The organism is Caulobacter sp. 602-2, assembly GCF_011043625.1.
GTDB lineage: Bacteria > Pseudomonadota > Alphaproteobacteria > Caulobacterales > Caulobacteraceae > Caulobacter.
Genome location: NZ_JAAKGT010000002.1, coordinates 44,667 through 59,728, shown reverse-complemented (window position 1 = coordinate 59,728; position 15,062 = coordinate 44,667). Strand labels below are relative to the sequence as shown.

General features: G+C 69.0%; 17 protein-coding genes. 13 read left to right on the top strand and 4 right to left on the bottom strand.

All coding sequences use genetic code 11. From position 1 onward, the window contains the following. The first annotated feature begins 52 nt into the window (after nt 1-52). Nucleotides 53-373 (top strand): multidrug efflux SMR transporter, encoded by a 321-nt coding sequence (locus tag G5B46_RS04850; RefSeq protein ID WP_165256663.1) that lies wholly within the window; start codon nt 53-55, stop codon nt 371-373. 56 nt (nt 374-429) lie between these two features. Here G5B46_RS04850 and G5B46_RS04845 read toward each other — a convergent pair whose 3' ends face one another. Continuing rightward, nucleotides 430-1,461, bottom strand: a complete 1,032-nt coding sequence (locus G5B46_RS04845; protein ID WP_165256661.1) for a serine hydrolase — start codon at nt 1,459-1,461, stop codon at nt 430-432. 88 nt (nt 1,462-1,549) lie between these two features. Here G5B46_RS04845 and G5B46_RS04840 point away from each other — a divergent pair, with 88 nt between their 5' ends. Both G5B46_RS04840 and G5B46_RS04835 read left to right on the top strand, forming a co-directional pair. After that, entirely contained in the window at nt 1,550-2,353 is an 804-nt protein-coding gene (locus G5B46_RS04840) for an RNA methyltransferase (protein ID WP_165256659.1), read from the top strand. A 177-nt stretch (nt 2,354-2,530) separates the two neighbouring features. Beyond that, complete coding sequence (locus G5B46_RS04835) at nt 2,531-5,257, top strand: TonB-dependent receptor plug domain-containing protein (RefSeq protein WP_240903348.1); 2,727 nt, start codon at nt 2,531-2,533, stop codon at nt 5,255-5,257. A gap of 12 nt (nt 5,258-5,269) precedes the next feature. On the opposite strand, the gene G5B46_RS04830 is transcribed toward G5B46_RS04835, so the two are convergent. Beyond that, complete coding sequence (locus G5B46_RS04830; RefSeq protein WP_165256658.1) at nt 5,270-6,139, bottom strand: LysR family transcriptional regulator; 870 nt, start codon at nt 6,137-6,139, stop codon at nt 5,270-5,272. Nucleotides 6,140-6,253: 114 nt separating this feature from the next. Here G5B46_RS04830 and G5B46_RS04825 point away from each other — a divergent pair, with 114 nt between their 5' ends. From G5B46_RS04825 to G5B46_RS04810, 4 genes are read left to right on the top strand one after another with little or no spacing between them, the layout of a single operon-like run. Continuing rightward, entirely contained in the window at nt 6,254-7,363 is a 1,110-nt protein-coding gene (locus G5B46_RS04825) for an S-(hydroxymethyl)glutathione dehydrogenase/class III alcohol dehydrogenase (RefSeq protein WP_165256656.1), read from the top strand. Between the two features lie 17 nt (nt 7,364-7,380). Further along, on the top strand, nt 7,381-7,524 hold the full coding sequence (locus G5B46_RS04820; RefSeq protein WP_165256654.1) for a hypothetical protein: 144 nt from the start codon (nt 7,381-7,383) through the stop codon (nt 7,522-7,524). A 4-nt stretch (nt 7,525-7,528) separates the two neighbouring features. After that, nucleotides 7,529-8,377, top strand: coding sequence for an S-formylglutathione hydrolase (gene fghA / locus G5B46_RS04815; RefSeq protein WP_165256652.1), 849 nt, complete (start codon nt 7,529-7,531; stop codon nt 8,375-8,377). Nucleotides 8,378-8,415: 38 nt separating this feature from the next. Further along, a complete protein-coding gene (locus G5B46_RS04810) occupies nt 8,416-8,679 on the top strand; it encodes a hypothetical protein (RefSeq protein WP_165256650.1) in 264 nt (87 codons plus the stop codon). On the opposite strand, the gene G5B46_RS04805 is transcribed toward G5B46_RS04810, so the two are convergent. Further along, the gene (locus tag G5B46_RS04805; RefSeq protein ID WP_165256648.1) at nt 8,676-9,479 is read right to left on the bottom strand and encodes a peptidoglycan-binding domain 1 protein; all 804 of its coding nucleotides are present in this window, start codon (nt 9,477-9,479) and stop codon (nt 8,676-8,678) included. The genes G5B46_RS04810 and G5B46_RS04805 overlap by 4 nt on opposite strands. 176 nt (nt 9,480-9,655) lie before the next feature. On the opposite strand from G5B46_RS04805, the gene G5B46_RS04800 reads away from it, so the two are divergent. The 6 genes from G5B46_RS04800 (at nt 9,656) to htpX (ending at nt 13,418) form a co-directional block, all read left to right on the top strand. Next, on the top strand, nt 9,656-10,048 hold the full coding sequence (locus G5B46_RS04800; RefSeq protein WP_165256646.1) for a hypothetical protein: 393 nt from the start codon (nt 9,656-9,658) through the stop codon (nt 10,046-10,048). A 63-nt stretch (nt 10,049-10,111) separates the two neighbouring features. Beyond that, nucleotides 10,112-10,513, top strand: coding sequence for a biopolymer transporter ExbD (locus G5B46_RS04795; RefSeq protein WP_165256644.1), 402 nt, complete (start codon nt 10,112-10,114; stop codon nt 10,511-10,513). 35 nt (nt 10,514-10,548) lie between these two features. After that, entirely contained in the window at nt 10,549-10,926 is a 378-nt protein-coding gene (locus tag G5B46_RS04790) for a biopolymer transporter ExbD (RefSeq protein ID WP_165256642.1), read from the top strand. Nucleotides 10,927-11,074: 148 nt separating this feature from the next. Continuing rightward, a complete protein-coding gene (rpsD, locus tag G5B46_RS04785; protein WP_101712483.1) occupies nt 11,075-11,692 on the top strand; it encodes a 30S ribosomal protein S4 in 618 nt (205 codons plus the stop codon). A 414-nt stretch (nt 11,693-12,106) separates the two neighbouring features. Next, on the top strand, nt 12,107-12,466 hold the full coding sequence (locus G5B46_RS04780) for a zf-TFIIB domain-containing protein (RefSeq protein WP_165256640.1): 360 nt from the start codon (nt 12,107-12,109) through the stop codon (nt 12,464-12,466). Between the two features lie 19 nt (nt 12,467-12,485). Continuing rightward, nucleotides 12,486-13,418, top strand: a complete 933-nt coding sequence (htpX, locus tag G5B46_RS04775; protein WP_165256638.1) for a zinc metalloprotease HtpX — start codon at nt 12,486-12,488, stop codon at nt 13,416-13,418. Nucleotides 13,419-13,653: 235 nt separating this feature from the next. Here htpX and G5B46_RS04770 read toward each other — a convergent pair whose 3' ends face one another. Beyond that, the gene (locus G5B46_RS04770; protein WP_165256636.1) at nt 13,654-14,964 is read right to left on the bottom strand and encodes a cation:proton antiporter; all 1,311 of its coding nucleotides are present in this window, start codon (nt 14,962-14,964) and stop codon (nt 13,654-13,656) included. Between the last annotated feature and the right edge of the window lie 98 nt (nt 14,965-15,062).

Here is a 15,062-nt window from a genome sequence, read left to right as displayed (position 1 = left end):
CAGGCGGGTTTAAGTCCGGGACGGCCCGGCGTTCTTGCAAGGGGACGCCGTCATGGCTTGGATATTCCTCATCATCGCTGGCTTGCTGGAAGTGGTCTGGGCCTTCTTCATGAAGGCCTCGGAAGGCTTCACGAAGCCCTGGCCCAGCATCGCCACGCTCATCTTCATGTTCGCCAGCTTCGGCCTGCTGTCGCTGTCGATGAAGTCGCTGCCGCTGGGCACGGCCTACACCATCTGGACCGGCATCGGCGCGGTCGGCGCCTTCGTGGTCGGCGTCGCGGTGCTGGGCGAGCAGCTCAGCGTCACGCGCGTGGTCGCCGCCGTGCTGATCGTCAGCGGCCTCGTGCTGATGAAGCTGTCGTCGTCGCACTGAGGCGCATGCCTCTGCCCGTGTTTCCCGCCCTTGTGGCAGGAGGCAGGGTCGAGGCTCTACCGCCCCGCCTTCTCGGCGGCCTGCAGCACCAGGCGCATGACCTCCAGCACCAGGTCGTCGCGGTCGGCCTCCTCGAGCGGAGAGGCCTTGAGGAAGATCGCCAGCGCGAAGCGCCGGCCGTCCTTCAGGCGCACCATGGCCAGGGTGTTGTCGGCCGCCGCCAGGCCAAGATCCCACGGCGTGGCCGAGGTCACGGCGGCCAGGCGCGCGCCGGCGGGCAGGGCGGGCCGCAGGCGGTCTCCGGCGGCGGCTTCCATCATCCGCAGCAGCCGGCGGCGGTCCTCCTGGCTGGTCAGTTCGCCCTGGTTCAGGGCTTCGAGAAAGCGCACGGCGGCCAGGGGCGTCGTCTGGTCCCGGGTGTCGGCGAGGTAGTCGCGCCAGGCCGATCGCCGCGTCGCCTCGGGCGTGGCCAGCACCGCCTTGCGCCAGGCCTGGCCGCGCCAGTCGGCCCTGAACGAGGCCGTGCCCGTCTGCTCGGGCAACAGCTGTCGGGCGTAGCGGTCGACCCGCAGGTTCTCGACCTTCTTGAGGTCCAGCCAGGCGGTGACCGCGCCGGGACCGCCGATCCGCCTCATCAGCACGTCGGCGGCGGTGTTGTCGCCGGCGGCGACGGCCTGTTTCAGCAGCTCCTCCACCGTCCAGCGCCGTCGGCCCGGCCAGGCGTCGGCGACGCCGCTGGGCGGGGGCGACAGGTCGACGTCCTCGACGGTGATCGTCTCGCGCAGCGACAGGGCCTTGGCTTCGACCTCGGCCAGCACCGCGGCGCCCAGCGGCGCGGTCCAGATCCCGGCCAGCGGAAAGAGCTGTTCGCCGGCCACGGCCGCGCGCTGGGCGGTGGTCAGGTCCTGCACCGCCACTCCCAGGTCGCCGGGGCGGGCGCGTTCGGCGATGGCGGCCAGCTTGTGGCTCATCGCCTCGTGGTCGAAGGTCGGATCCTCCTGACCGGCCAGCGGCGGCTCGCGGCAGGCGGCCAGGGCCGCCGGCAGGACGGGCGCGGCGAGGGCGGCGAGCAGGGCGCGGCGATGCATGGGGCCTCCAAGCGTGAGCGGAGGCTAAACGCGCCAGACGACGGTTCGGACTTGCGTCAAAGTATGGCTGGACGGCAAAGGGACGCCCATGACCGCCGAAACGAACTCCGAAATCGTCCGCACGCCTCCCTGCGTGATCCTCAACGCCCCGCAACTGGCCGAAAACATCGGCTCGGTCGCCCGGGTCATGGCCAATTTCGGCCTCTACGAACTGCGGCTGGTCAATCCGCGCGACGGCTGGCCCCAGGAGCGGGCCTGGGCCAGCGCCTCGGGCGCCAGCTGGCCGCTGGACGACGCCAAGGTGTTCGACACCCTGGCCGAGGCGATCGCCGACCTGCACCTGGTCTACGCCACCACGGCCCGGCCGCGTGAAACCCGCCTGCCGGTCTACACCCCGCGCGAATCCGCCGGCCACCTGGCGCAGGAAGTCGAGCAGGGCCGCAAGGTGGGCCTGCTGTTCGGCGGCGAGCGCGCGGGGCTGGAGACCGACGACATCGCGCTGTGCCAGGCTATCGTCTCGATCCCGATCGACGAGCGCTTCCGCTCGCTCAACCTGGCCCAGGCCGTGTCGATCAACGCCTACGAATGGAAGATGACGGTCGATGATCGTCCCTGGAAGAAATTCGAGCTGAACGTCGAGGGACCGGCCGACCAGGCTGCGATGATGGGCCTTTACGAGCACCTCGAGAACGAGCTCGACAAGGCCGGCTTCTATCATCCGCCCGAAAAGAAGCCGTCGATGGTGCGCAACCTGCGCGTCCCGCTGGCCCGCGCCCGCCTGACCGACCAGGAGGTTCGCACCTTCCGCGGGGTGATCACGGCGCTGTCGAAGGGCCGGGGCCGGGTGCTGGCCAAGCTGGCGCAGAAGGCCGCGGACAAGGGCGAGGACTGAACCCGGCGGCCGGGTTTCGAAAGGCCTGGCCCTGTCTCGCCGCAGTAACCGGTTTCCCACCTTACGATGCTTTAATTTCCGTGATGGCGAAAACGCCGCTATCCGGTCAATATCCGCAACCGTGGTCCAGGTTGTGGGATAACCGGCGGCATAGCGTCGGGGCGTAGGGTAGGGGGCATGGCGATGGCGCTGGGTGGCGTGCTTCTGCAGGGTATGGTCGCGGCCATGGTCGTGGGGACGGCGCCGCCGTCGGAGGCCAAGCCCCCCGAGGTCAAGGCCCCAGACGCCAAGGCCCCCGAGGCCAGGCCCCCCGAAGCCAGGGCCCCCGAATCCAGGGCCGAAGAGGCCAAGCCCGCGCTCATCCCCGTCGTCGCCGCCGAGGACGCCGTCGAAGGCGTGACCGTGCAGTCGACGCCGCGCGGCAAGACCGAAGGTCCGGTCGAACCCGAGATCTCGCTCGACGAGGCGGCCATCAAGGCCTACGGCGCGGGCAGCATCGCCGAACTGATGACCCTGCTGGAGCCGCTGACCGTCACCTCGCGCGGACGCGGCGGCGAGGGTCCGGTGACCCTGGTCAACGGCCAGCGGATTTCGGGCTTCCAGGAGATCGCCGGCCTGCCGCCCGAGGCGATCCAGCGCATGGACATCCTGCGCGAAGAGGCGGCCCTGGCCTATGGCTACCGCGCCGACCAGCGGGTGGTGAACCTGGTCCTGAAGAAGGACTTCCGGTCGCTGAACCTGGAGGACGAGTTCCGCTTCGCCACCGAGGGCGGCCGCACCTTCAACGAGCAGAAGGGCAATCTCTTCAAGGTCGACGCCGACGCGCGCTGGACCGTCAACGTCCGCTATCGCCGCGAGACGCCCCTGTACGAGGCCGAGCGCGACATCGAGCGCACCAGCAGCAAGCCCTACGACATCCAGGGCAATATCGGCCTGGAGACCGGGGGCGAGCTCGATCCGGCCCTTTCGGCTTTGGCCGGTTCGGTGGTGAGCGTGGCGGCCGTGCCGGCCTTGGCCGCGGGCGGCGCGCCGGGCCTGGCCGACTTCGTCGCCGGCGCCGGACGGGCGGCCAGCGACGACCTGACCGCCTCGCGCACCCTGCTGGCGAGGGGCGAGGAGGGCGCGATCCAGGGCGCCTACACCCGCAACCTGATGCTGGGCGCGCTGGGCAACGTCACCACGACCTTCAGCGGCAATGTCGAGAGCACCAGCCGCGTCAGCTATCACGGCCTGACGGGCGTGGACCTGGTGCTGAGGGCCGACAGTCCCTATTCGCCCTTCGCCAGGGACGTTCCGCTCTATCGCTATCTCGACGTGCCCGACGGCCTGCGCCGCAAGACCGACACCGACAAGTTCGAGGCGGCCATGACGGCGCTGGGCATGATGGCCGGCTGGCGCTGGACCTTCGCCGGCAATGTCGACCTGACCGACAGCGCCACGCGCACGGGAAGGGGGCTCGACACCACGGCCTATCGCGCGGCGGTGGCGGCCAGCGACCCCGAGGTCAATCCGTTCGGCCCGATCCCCCGCAACCTGCTGCGCTACAACGCCCAGGACACCGCCGACTCCATCACCACCAACGCCAAGGCCGAGCTGACCATGAACGGCACGGTGACGCAGCTGCCCGCCGGCCGCCTGCGCGCCACGTTCAAGGGCGGGGTCGACAGCCGCAAGGTGGAGTCCGAGAGCGTGCGCTCGAACGTCTTCACCCGGCGCGCCCTGACCCGCGACCGAGCCACGCTGCAGGCCAGCGCCGACGCCCCCATCGCCGAACGCGACGGGGTGCTGGGCTTCCTGGGCGGGGTGTCGGTGAACGGCAACGCGCTGTACGAGCAGTTCTCCGACATCGGCGGCCTGATGACGGTGGGCGGCGGCGTCTCGTGGTCGCCGATCAGGCGCATGAGCCTGTCGCTGAACTACAGCACCGAGGAGGGCGAGCCTTCGCCCCAGCAGGTCAACGACCCGGTGCAGCTGACGCCCAACGTGTCGATGTACGACTTCGCCACCAACGAGACGGTCAACGTCACCCGCATCGAGGGCGGCAATCCCAACCTGGCGCCCGACAGCCGCCAGGTCGTCAAGCTGGGCTTCAACTACCGACCGTTCGAGAAGCGCGAGCTGTCGCTGTGGGGCAACTACACAGCCAGCCGCGTCGAGGACCAGATCGCCAGCTTCCCGGCCGTCTCGCCGGAGCTGGAGGCGGCTTTCCCCAGCCGCTTCACCCGCAACGAACTGGGGCGGCTGACCTCGGTCGACACCCGGCCGGTGAACTTCGCCCATGCCGACCGCGAGGAACTGCGCTGGGGCATGAACTACAACCTGCGTTGGGGCGGTCCGCCGCCGGCCGCCGGCGGCCGGCCGGGCGGCGGCGGCATGCAGATCAGCGGTCCAGGCTTCATGATGCGGTCGGGCGGACCGCCGGGGCAGGGGTTCTTCAACGTCTCGCTGAACCACTTGTGGCGGCTGCGCGACGAGGTGGTGATCCGCGACGGCATGGCCGCCCTGGACCTTCTGGACGGCGCCTCGCTGGGACGCCGGGGCGGCACGCCGCGCCACGAGGTCAACCTCCAGGCCAACCTGTCCAAGGACGGCTTCGGCGGCGGCCTGCGCGGCGCCTGGCGCTCGTCCACCTGGGTCGACGGCGGCCTGCGCGGCGATGATCTGTTCTTCTCCGACATTCCGACCCTCAGCCTGTCGGGCTTCGCCGACCTCGGGCAGCGCAGGGAGTGGGTGCAGCGCTGCGAATGGCTGAAGGGCTCGCGGGTGACGCTGGCGGTCGACAACCTGTTCGACGAGAAACAGGAGGTCCGCAACGACAAGGGCCTCACGCCGCCCGCCTATGCCGAGGACTACATGGATCCCATGGGCCGGACGGTGCGGCTCAGCCTGCGCAAGCTGCTCTAGGAAGGGTCCTGCTCACCCCAGTTCCCGCTCCAGGTGCTCGACGAGCAGCCGCACCTTGGCCGGCAGCAGGCGCAGGTGCGGATAGACCGCCCAGACGCCCTCGTCGGCCGGGGTGTTGTCGTCCAGCAGCGCGACCAGCCGCCCGTCGGTGATGGCGGGGTCGACGTAGAAGTTGGGCAACTGGCAGATCCCCAGGCCCTGCAGCGTCGCGTCCAGCACCGCCTGGCCGCTGTTGCAGCGGAAGCGGCCCTGGGGCTTGAAGGCGATCTCGCGCTCGCCTTCCCTGAACGGCCAGGCGTCGGCCGCGCCCAGCACGCCGGCATGGGCTTCCAGGTCGGCGATGGTCGTCGGCGTTCCGGCCCGCGCCAGGTAGTCCGGCGAGGCGCACAGCCGGCGGGTGCGCGAGGCCAGGCGCTTGGCGATCAGGCGGCTGTCGGTCAGGCGGCCGAAGCGGATGGCCAGGTCGAAGCCCTCGCTGACGATGTCGCGCACCGTGTCGTCCAGTTCGATGTGCAGCGACAGCTTGGGGTGAGCCAGGGCGAAGGCGTTGACCGCCGGCACGACGTAGCGCTCGCCATAGGCCGACGAGCAGGTCATGCGCAGCAGCCCCTTGACCTCGCCGTCCTCCTCGCCGACGGCGGCCAGGGCCTCGTCGCGGTCCTGGATCAGGTCGCGACAGCGCGCCAGGAAGGCCCGGCCCGCGTCGGTCAGGCTGACCCGCCGGGTGGTGCGATAGAGCAGGCGGGTCTGCAGCCGCTCCTCCAGCCGCGCCACCTCGCGGCTGACGCCCGACGTGGAAAGGCCGAGCCGCCGCGCGGCCTGCGAGAAGCTCTCGGCCTCGGCCGTCGCCACGAATTCGTCGATCCCGTCCCACCGGCTCATGCGGCCGTGGTGCGCCTATTGTTCCTGTGAGGCAACAATGTTTTGCACCATGCGGGATTATCGTCGGGCTCGCATCGGCGTACCACAGTGGCCAAGAACCCATCGGAGCCTGCCATGAAGACCCGCGCCGCCGTCGCTTTCGAAGCCAAGAAGCCGCTGGAGATCGTCGAGGTCGACCTGGAAGGTCCCAAGGCCGGCGAGGTCCTGATCGAGATCAAGGCCACCGGCGTCTGCCACACCGACGCCTACACCCTGGACGGCCTCGACTCTGAGGGCCTGTTCCCGTCGATCCTGGGCCACGAAGGCGCGGGCGTGGTGGTCGAGGTCGGCCCGGGCGTCACCAGCCTGGCGGTCGGCGACCACGTGATCCCGCTCTACACGCCCGAATGCCGCCAGTGCAAAAGCTGCCTTTCCGGCAAGACCAACCTCTGCACGGCCATCCGCGCCACGCAGGGCAAGGGCCTGATGCCGGACGGCACCAGCCGCTTCTCCTACAAGGGCCAGACCATCCACCACTACATGGGCTGCTCGACCTTCTCGAACTACACCGTTCTGCCCGAGATCGCCGTCGCCCGCATCCGCAAGGACGCGCCGTTCAAGACCGCCTGCTACTGCGGCTGCGGCGTGACGACGGGCGTGGGCGCGGTGACCAACACCGCCAAGGTCGAGCCGGGCGCCAACGCCATCGTCTTCGGCCTGGGCGGCATCGGCCTGAACGTCATCCAGGGCCTGAAGCTGGTGGGCGCCAACATGATCGTCGGCGTCGACATCAATCCCGATCGTGAAGAATGGGGCCGCAAGTTCGGCATGACCCACTTCGTCAATCCCAAGGACGTCTCGGGCGACCTGGTCGCCCACCTGGTGGCCCTGACCGACGGCGGCGCCGACTACACCTTCGACGCCACCGGCAACACCGGCGTCATGCGCACGGCGCTGGAAGCCTGCCACCGCGGCTGGGGCGAGAGCATCATCATCGGCGTGGCCGAGGCCGGCAAGGAGATCGCCACCCGTCCGTTCCAGCTGGTCACCGGCCGGGTCTGGAAGGGCACGGCCTTCGGCGGCGCCCGCGGCCGCACCGACACGCCCAAGATCGTCGACTGGTACATGGACGGCAAGATCCAGATCGACCCGATGATCACCCACGTCCTGCCGCTGGAGCGCATCAACGAAGCCTTCGACCTGATGCACAAGGGCGAGAGCATCCGCACCGTGGTGACGTTCTAGTCCTTTTCCTTCTCCCCTTGCGGGAGAAGGTGTCGCCGCAGGCGACGGATGAGGGGTTGAAGGTGCGATTAGCCGCGCACGGTCCAGACCGGTGCGACCCCTCATCCGACCTGCTTCGCAGGCCACCTTCTCCCGCAAGGGGAGAAGGATCGTTCAGGTAGTCCCATGACCGTCGAAGTCCTCAACACCCACCGCACCCAGGGCGGGACGCTGCGCTACTGCCGGCACGACAGCGCCAGCACCGGCACGCTGATGAAGTTCAGCGTCTGGACGCCGGACGGCGAGGGGCCGTTCCCCTATCTCGTCTGGCTGTCGGGCCTGACCTGCACGGAAGACAACTTCACCACCAAGGCCGGGGCCTATGCCTGGGCCGCCAGGCATGGCGTGGCCATCGTCGCGCCCGACACCAGCCCGCGCGGGCCAGACCTTCAAGGGAATGCCGTCGCCGACGACGCCGCCTATGACCTGGGCCAAGGCGCGGGCTTCTATGTCGACGCCACGGAACAGCCCTGGGCGCCGCACTTCCGGATGTATTCCTACGTCACCAAGGACCTGCTGGAGGCCGTCGACGGCGCCTTCCCGCTGGACCCGGCCCGGCGCGGAATCTTCGGCCACTCGATGGGCGGGCACGGCGCCCTGACGATCGCCCTGCGCAACCCGCAGCTCTTCAAGTCGGTCAGTGCGTTCTCGCCGATCGTCTCGCCGCTGAACTGCCCGTGGGGCGACAAGGCGTTGACGGCCTATCTGGGCGCCGACCGCGCCGCCTGGCGGGCGCACGACGCCTGCGCCCTGATCGCGGACGGTTATGGGCAGGGCTTCGACGAGATCCTGGTCGACCAGGGCCTGGCCGACAGCTTCCTCGAAAGCCAGCTGAAGCCGGAGCTTCTGGAAGAGGCCGGCGCCGAGGCCCGGCTGAAGGTCACCGTTCGTCGCCAGGAAGGCTACGACCACAGCTACTTCTTCATCGCCAGCTTCATCGGCGACCATATCGACTGGCACGCGGCGCGGTTGTAGCCTGCTCGCCGATGGATGTCGGCGACCATATCGAACGTGTGGCTTCAAGCCGGCCGGGGCTGGTCTGGCGCGACGCTCTGCTGGCGGCCCTGGCCGTCACCGGCGTTTCGGCGCCGGGTGCGATGATGATCGTCGGGATGCGGCTGCAGGTCTCGCCGCTGAGCCTGGCCGAATGGGTCGGAACCGGCCTCTTCATGCTGGCGCCGGCGGTGGTGTTCCTGGCCGGCTTCGCGCTGTGGCGGCGCGGCAGGCGGCGCCGGCGATCCCCGCAGCGTCCGCCGACGGTGCTCGACGCCGCCTAGAACTGGCCGGTGAAGTCGAACAGCTGGCCGTTGATCCAGCCCTTGCGGAAGGCCAGCGCCCCCTTGCGGTTCATCACCACGCCGCGCGCCTTGGCCGTGCTGAGCGAGGCGCGCAGGTAGCTGAGCACGAACAGCTCCAGGTCGGCCGCAGCGACCTTGTCGCGCCACAGGCCGGCGTTCTTGATGCAGTCGACGCGGCCCCACCAGGCGGCCGGCGCGGCCAGCAGCCAGTCGCAGACCACGTCGTCGGCCCTGCCCGGCGTCGAGGTCTTGATGAACTGCACCACGTCGTCGTGGTCGAGCCCCTTGAGGCTGCCGTTCTGGGTGACCAGGTCGAAGAACCAGATCAGTTCCTGCAGACTGCGGGCCGGCCGACCGGCCGCCTGGGCCCAGGTCGCGGCCAGGGCGTCGGCCTTGGCCGCCACGGTCTTGATGCGGCTGAACTGCTGGGCCTTCACCTCGGGCGAGCCCATCAGGTTGGCCAGTTCCTTCTTGGGCGTGGCCTTCAGCTGGCTGCCGGTCTGCCATTGGCGCACGATCGCCAGGCCCTGGGCGACGCCCGCGTTGCAGGCCTGCCAGAGCTGGGCGCCGATCGTCGGCGCCTCGCGCAGGACCACCGGCTTGCCCGCCGCCAGCAGCAGGGGCTGCAGCGAGGCCGAGCCGATGTTCCACTGCAGCACGCCGCAGGAAATCCCCATGCCGTCGAAATCGCCGGTCACGCCGCGCCAGGGATCGCCGGCGTTCTCGAAGCGGCCCGTCACGGCCACGGCCTTGTTGATCTCGTCGTCGGTGACGGCCATGTCGCTCCCCCTTTTGGCGATTTTCGACAAATACACCCATAGGGAGAATTCGTCACCCTGGCGCGTCTGGCGGGCGACGCGCCCCGGTTGTGAATTTTCGGTAATTCATCCCGGGTTCAGCCGGCGGACGCTCCCTTGGACCAAGGCCAAGTTCGGCCGCTGAGGGGTGTTCAAACATGCAGAAGAAACTGGCCGTCCTGGCCCTGGTCGTCGCCGCGGGCCTGTCGACCTCGGCCTGCGTCATCATCGACGCCGACGACGGCGGCAAGCGCGACGTCTCGGTGAAGATCAACGACGGCAACGACGCCCTGGAGCCCCTCTACGGCGTGGCGCTCGAGAAGGGCGAGCTGGTGGCCCGGGTGTCGTCTAACGGCTGCACCAAGGCCGAGGACTTCAAGGTCGTGGCCGACCGCCGGGAGAGCGGCGTGGCCGTCACCCTGACCCGCGAGCGCCCCGACCTGTGCCGCGCCCTCGTGCCGGAGGGCAAGGAGCTGCGCTTCGACCTCGACGCCATGGGCGTGCAGCGCACCGACAAGGTGCGGGTGCGCAATCCGCTGCAGCGCGCGTAAAAGCAGCGCGAGCCTGGCGGGCGCGTCTTGGCGGCGCGCCCGCGCCGGTTGTAGGGTGTCGGCATGACGAAGTTCGACGCCAAGCCGCTGTCGACGCCCAACCTGGCGCCCATGATCGGCGTGCTGCTGGCTGTGTTCACGGTGGTGGCGACCGGCTCGGTCGGGCTCGACAAGGCCTTGGCGCTCGATATCCCGGGTTGCCACCTCATGGCGCCGGGCGCGCCCACGCCCCGAACGATCCAGATCACCTTCCAGCGCGATGGCCAGGCCTATGTGGGCGCGAGCCGGGCGGCCAGCGCCGCCGCCGCCGTGGCCGTGGCGGTTCGCGAAGCGCGGACCCACGGGCTCGACGGCGTCGTGCTCCGGGCCGATCCCGATGTGCGCTACGACGTCGTCGCCACGGCGGCGGGGCGCCTCGACGACGCCGGGATCAAGGTTAGCCTGATCAGTGAGGACCTTTACTGATGGGGCGGCTGGCGGGGCGGTTCGACGCCAGGCCCATGTCGACGCCGAACCTGGCGCCGATGATCGGGGTGCTGCTGGCGGTCATGACGGGTGTCGCCTTCGCTTCCACGGGCGAGCGGGCCGAACTGCTGTCGCTGGGGCCGCCGGACGTTCAGGCCTGCAAGTGCAAGCAGCCTTTCGTCATCCAGGTCGATGCACGCGGGCGGGCCTTCGCTAACGCGCCCGGAGGGCTGGACGCCATCATCGCCGACCTGAAGCGTAACCGTCTCACGTTGGGGGCGGTGATGATCGAGGCTCATCCCGATGCGAGCCATGTCGACGTCATGCGGGTCTACCAGGCGGTGCGCGCCGCGGGAGAAAAGCGCGTGCAGTTCACCCAGACGCCCGACTGGGCTCTGGCCTCGTCGGATTGACTCTGCGGCGCCCCTCCGCCATAAACCGCGCCTTCACGCCGCCGGCTCGCCGCGCGGCGCGATAGCTTTATGACGGATTGACCCGAAGCCGCCGTTGAGATCGTCCTCCTTCCGGAGGTCCGGCCCGGATCGTTTGAAAGACCGACCTATGTCGAAGCGCCATAGCGCCAAGTACAAGATCGACCGCCGCATGGGTGAAAACCTGTGGGGCCGTCCGAAGTCCCCCGTCAACCAACGCTCCTACGGTCCGGGCCAGCATGGCCAGCGCCGTAAGCAGAAGGTGTCGGACTTCGGCCTGCAGCTGCGCGCCAAGCAAAAGCTGAAGGGCTACTACGGCAACCTGACCGAGAAGCAATTCTCGCGCACCTACGAGGAAGCTGCTCGCCGCAAGGGCAACACCTCGGAGAACCTGATCGCTCTGCTCGAGTCGCGCCTGGACGCCATCGTCTACCGCGCCAAGTTCGTGCCGACCGTGTTCGCCGCTCGCCAGTTCGTGAACCACGGCCACGTGACCGTGAACGGCAAGCGCGTGAATATCCCGTCGTACCGCTGCAAGCCGGGCGACGTGATCGCGGTCCGCGAAAAGTCGCGCAACATGGCTCTGGTCCTGGAAGCCGTGGCCTCGAACGAGCGTGACTTCGCCGAGTACGTCTCGGTCGACGCCAAGGGCCTGTCGGCCACCTTCGTCCGCGCTCCGGAACTCTCGGAAGTTCCGTATCCGGTGAAGATGGAACCGAACCTCGTCGTCGAATTCTACGCCTCGTAAGACGCGTCGAACTCGCAAGAGATCGGAAAAGGCCCTGGAGCGATCCGGGGCCTTTTTTTGTTTATGGTCCCTCTCCATCTGAGAGAGGTGTCGGCGAAGCCGACGGAGAGGGGAGCGGCCACGAAATCGGCCCGCGTCGCGGCGGCTGAAGACGGCCGCCCCCTCCGGCCCTCCGGGCCACCTCCCCCAACGGGGGAAGGATCTACCCCTTGAAACCCGAAAACCCCCTCCTATCTCCAATGAGCGGGCCGGGCCCCTCTGGCGCAGCGTCTTCACCTCCCCCCTGAAGGACGCGCGTGATGTCGGACCGCATCGGGTGTTCTCGATGTCTGGGTCCGGGTGTCCCTCCCCCTCGTGCCGGATCCGACATCGGGAACCCCGTCTCCATTCTTGGACCAGGGACCCGAACGACCCATGCCTCTTCTGATGTGCCCCAATTGCGACGGCTCCATGCAGGCCGTGCAGCGCGCCGGCGTCGAGTTCGACATGTGCCCCAAGTGCCGGGGCGTGTGGCTTGATCGCGGTGAGCTGGAAAAGCTGATGGCGATGGAGCGCGAGGACGCTCAAGGCTCCGCGCCGCCGTCCGGTCCCTCGCCCTTCGGCCGGCCGCAGCCGACTTATGAGCAGCGCCCTGAACCGCGCCGCTACGACGACAACTGGCGCGACGGCCAAAAGCGTCATGACGGCCACAAGCGCTACGACCACGACGACGACTATCGCCGTCACGGCCACCACAAGAAGAAGCGTTTCGATCTCTTCGACATCTTCGACTGACGATCCCGCTCAGAGGACCATGAACCACTTCAAGACCTTCGCCCTGCTGGCGGGCCTGACGGCCCTGTTCGTCGGGGCCGGCTACATGATCGGCGGCCCGACCGGCATGCTGATCGCCTTCGTGCTGGCGGCCGGCATGAACGTGTTCTCGTACTGGAACGCCGACAAGATCGTGCTGCGCGCCTACGGCGCCGTCGAGGTCGACGAAAGTCATCCCGAGCCGCTGGTCCGCAACTACGCCCGCGACGTGGCGGACCTGGCGCAGCGCGCCGGCCTGCCCATGCCGCGGGTCTGCATCATCGACAGCGACCAGCCCAACGCCTTCGCCACCGGCCGCAACCCGCAGAACGCCGCCGTGGCCGCCACGACGGGCCTTCTGGCCATGCTCGACCGCGACGAGATCCGCGGCGTCATGGCCCACGAACTGGCTCACGTGAAGAACCGCGACACCCTGACCATGACCGTGACGGCGACCATCGCCGGCGCGATCTCGGCCCTGGCCAACTTCGCCTTCTTCTTCGGCGGTTCGCGCGAGGACGACGAGCGTCCGGGCGGGATCATCGGCGCGATCGCGCTGGCCATCCTGGCCCCGATCGCGGCCATGCTGGTGCAGATGGCGATCAGCCGCTCGCGCGAGTACGAGGCCGACCGCGTGGGCGCGCAGATCGCCGGCGACAACCGGGGTCTGGCCCGCGCGCTGGAGAAGATCGACGCCTACGCCCGCGGCGGGGTGGTGAACCACGAGGCCGAGCGCAATCCGGCCACGGCCCACATGTTCATCATCAACCCCCTGGCCGGTCGCGGCGCCGACAACCTGTTCTCGACCCACCCGGCCACCCACAACCGGATCGAGGCCCTGTTGAAGCTGGCGATCGGGCAGGGGACGCGTCAGCGGCTGGAGACGGCCGTACCGACCAGCGGCCCGAGCCGCCGGCCAGGGCCCTGGAGCTAGGCCAGCGACGAAGAAGGCGGCGGGGACATCCCCGCCGCCTTTTCTGCTTTCCGATCAGAACACAGCCGTCATCCCGGCCGTAGCGAAGCGCAGAGCCGGGACCCAGAGGACTGGGCTCCGCGCCTGGATCATCCAACCGATGGTCGCCATCGTAATGCGCCGGCCCCTGGGTCCCGGATAAGCCCTGCGGGCTTTCCGGGATGACGAAGTCGGGGAGGCTAAGTGGGTCTACGCTCTACCGCGCCGCCGCCGGGGCGGTTCCCCGCGCCGGCTCTTCATCCTCGTCTTCGTTGAGCGCGCCCAGTTCGCCGCTTTCGCGCGCCTTGCGCCCGTAGACGATCTCGAACAGCGGGCTGGCCATTAGGGTGGTGATGATCGCCATCAGCACCAGCATCGAGAACAGCGCCGGGCCGATGATGCCCTTCTGCAGGCCGATGTTGATGATGATCAGCTCCATCAGGCCGCGGGCGTTCATCAGCGCGCCGATGCCCATGGCCGTGGCGTTGTCCTGGCCGGTCAGGCGAGCGGCGGCCCAGCAGGCCAGGCCCTTGGCGGCGATCGAGCCGGCCAGGATAACCAGGGCGACGCCGGCCAGGGCCCAGCTGTTGACCATGGTCAGCTGGGTGTTGAGGCCCGAGAAGGTGAAGAACATCGGCACCAGCAGCGCGAGAGCGAAGGGCTCCAGCTGCTTCTTCAGCTCGCGGGTCAGCAGGCCGCGCGGCATGGCCGCGCCGAGGATGAAGCCGCCGAACACCGAGTGCAGGCCCGCCGCGTCCATGGCCCAGGCGCTGAGCATGAACAGCACCACGATCACGCCCAGCAGGGTGGGGGTGACCTTGCCCTCGCGCTCGGCCCAGCGGCCCAGCGGGGCCAGCAGCTTGGGGCCGAGGGTCAGCATGAACAGCGCGAACAGGCCGCCGCCGATGATCGCCTTCAGGGCCACGACCGCGCCGCCGCCGAGGCTGGCCAGAACGATGGCCAGCACCGTCCAGGCGCCGGCGTCGTCGATCGCGCCCGCCGAAAGCGACAGCGAACCGAGCGGCGTCCGGGTCAGGCCGCGCTCCTGGATGATCCGGGCCAGCACCGGGAAGGCGGTGATCGAGATCGCCGCGCCCATGAACAGGGTGGCCTGCAGCGACTGCACCCCGGCGCCGAACAGGTTCAGGCTCATCAGCCACGGCGTCAGCAGAATCGCCACCAGGAACGGCGCGGCCATGCCCGACAGCGACACGGCCATGGCGCTCTTGGCGTTGGCCTTGAAGTGGTCGCTGCGGAAGCCGACGCCGACCAGGAACATGTAGAGGCCCACGCCCAGCTGGGCGCCGACATAAAGGATCGACTTGCTCTCCTTGGGGAACAGCATGTGCTGAAGGTCGGGCGCCAGCAGCCCGAACAGCGACGGCCCCAGGATCACGCCGGCGATCATCTCGCCCACCACCTGCGGCTGGTCGAAGAAACGCTTCACCACCCAGCCCATCGCGCGGCAGGCCGCGACGATCACCGCCATCTGCAGGAAAAAGGCGACGCTCAACTCAGCCGTCGTCATGCGGCCATTCCCCTCGATACGCCGCGTGTCGCGGTCGCGTTTCATCCCTGCCGGGACGCTAGCAACGAACATCGTTTTGGACAACGTTGTCAGAATTG

Excerpts from the sequence above, each read along its gene's own strand:
- G5B46_RS04840 (WP_165256659.1), top strand. The coding sequence starts at position 1,550 with ATGACCGCCGAAACGAACTCCGAAATCGTCCGCACGCCTCCCTGCGTG.
- fghA (WP_165256652.1), top strand. The coding sequence starts at position 7,529 with ATGACCGTCGAAGTCCTCAACACCCACCGCACCCAGGGCGGGACGCTG.
- G5B46_RS04790 (WP_165256642.1), top strand. The coding sequence starts at position 10,549 with ATGTCGACGCCGAACCTGGCGCCGATGATCGGGGTGCTGCTGGCGGTC.
- G5B46_RS04825 (WP_165256656.1), top strand. The coding sequence starts at position 6,254 with ATGAAGACCCGCGCCGCCGTCGCTTTCGAAGCCAAGAAGCCGCTGGAG.
- G5B46_RS04805 (WP_165256648.1), bottom strand. The coding sequence starts at position 9,479 with ATGGCCGTCACCGACGACGAGATCAACAAGGCCGTGGCCGTGACGGGC.
- G5B46_RS04830 (WP_165256658.1), bottom strand. The coding sequence starts at position 6,139 with ATGAGCCGGTGGGACGGGATCGACGAATTCGTGGCGACGGCCGAGGCC.
- G5B46_RS04770 (WP_165256636.1), bottom strand. The coding sequence starts at position 14,964 with ATGACGACGGCTGAGTTGAGCGTCGCCTTTTTCCTGCAGATGGCGGTG.
- G5B46_RS04795 (WP_165256644.1), top strand. The coding sequence starts at position 10,112 with ATGACGAAGTTCGACGCCAAGCCGCTGTCGACGCCCAACCTGGCGCCC.
- G5B46_RS04780 (WP_165256640.1), top strand. The coding sequence starts at position 12,107 with ATGCCTCTTCTGATGTGCCCCAATTGCGACGGCTCCATGCAGGCCGTG.
- rpsD (WP_101712483.1), top strand. The coding sequence starts at position 11,075 with ATGTCGAAGCGCCATAGCGCCAAGTACAAGATCGACCGCCGCATGGGT.
- G5B46_RS04845 (WP_165256661.1), bottom strand. The coding sequence starts at position 1,461 with ATGCATCGCCGCGCCCTGCTCGCCGCCCTCGCCGCGCCCGTCCTGCCG.
- G5B46_RS04800 (WP_165256646.1), top strand. The coding sequence starts at position 9,656 with ATGCAGAAGAAACTGGCCGTCCTGGCCCTGGTCGTCGCCGCGGGCCTG.
- htpX (WP_165256638.1), top strand. The coding sequence starts at position 12,486 with ATGAACCACTTCAAGACCTTCGCCCTGCTGGCGGGCCTGACGGCCCTG.
- G5B46_RS04850 (WP_165256663.1), top strand. The coding sequence starts at position 53 with ATGGCTTGGATATTCCTCATCATCGCTGGCTTGCTGGAAGTGGTCTGG.
- G5B46_RS04835 (WP_240903348.1), top strand. The coding sequence starts at position 2,531 with ATGGCGATGGCGCTGGGTGGCGTGCTTCTGCAGGGTATGGTCGCGGCC.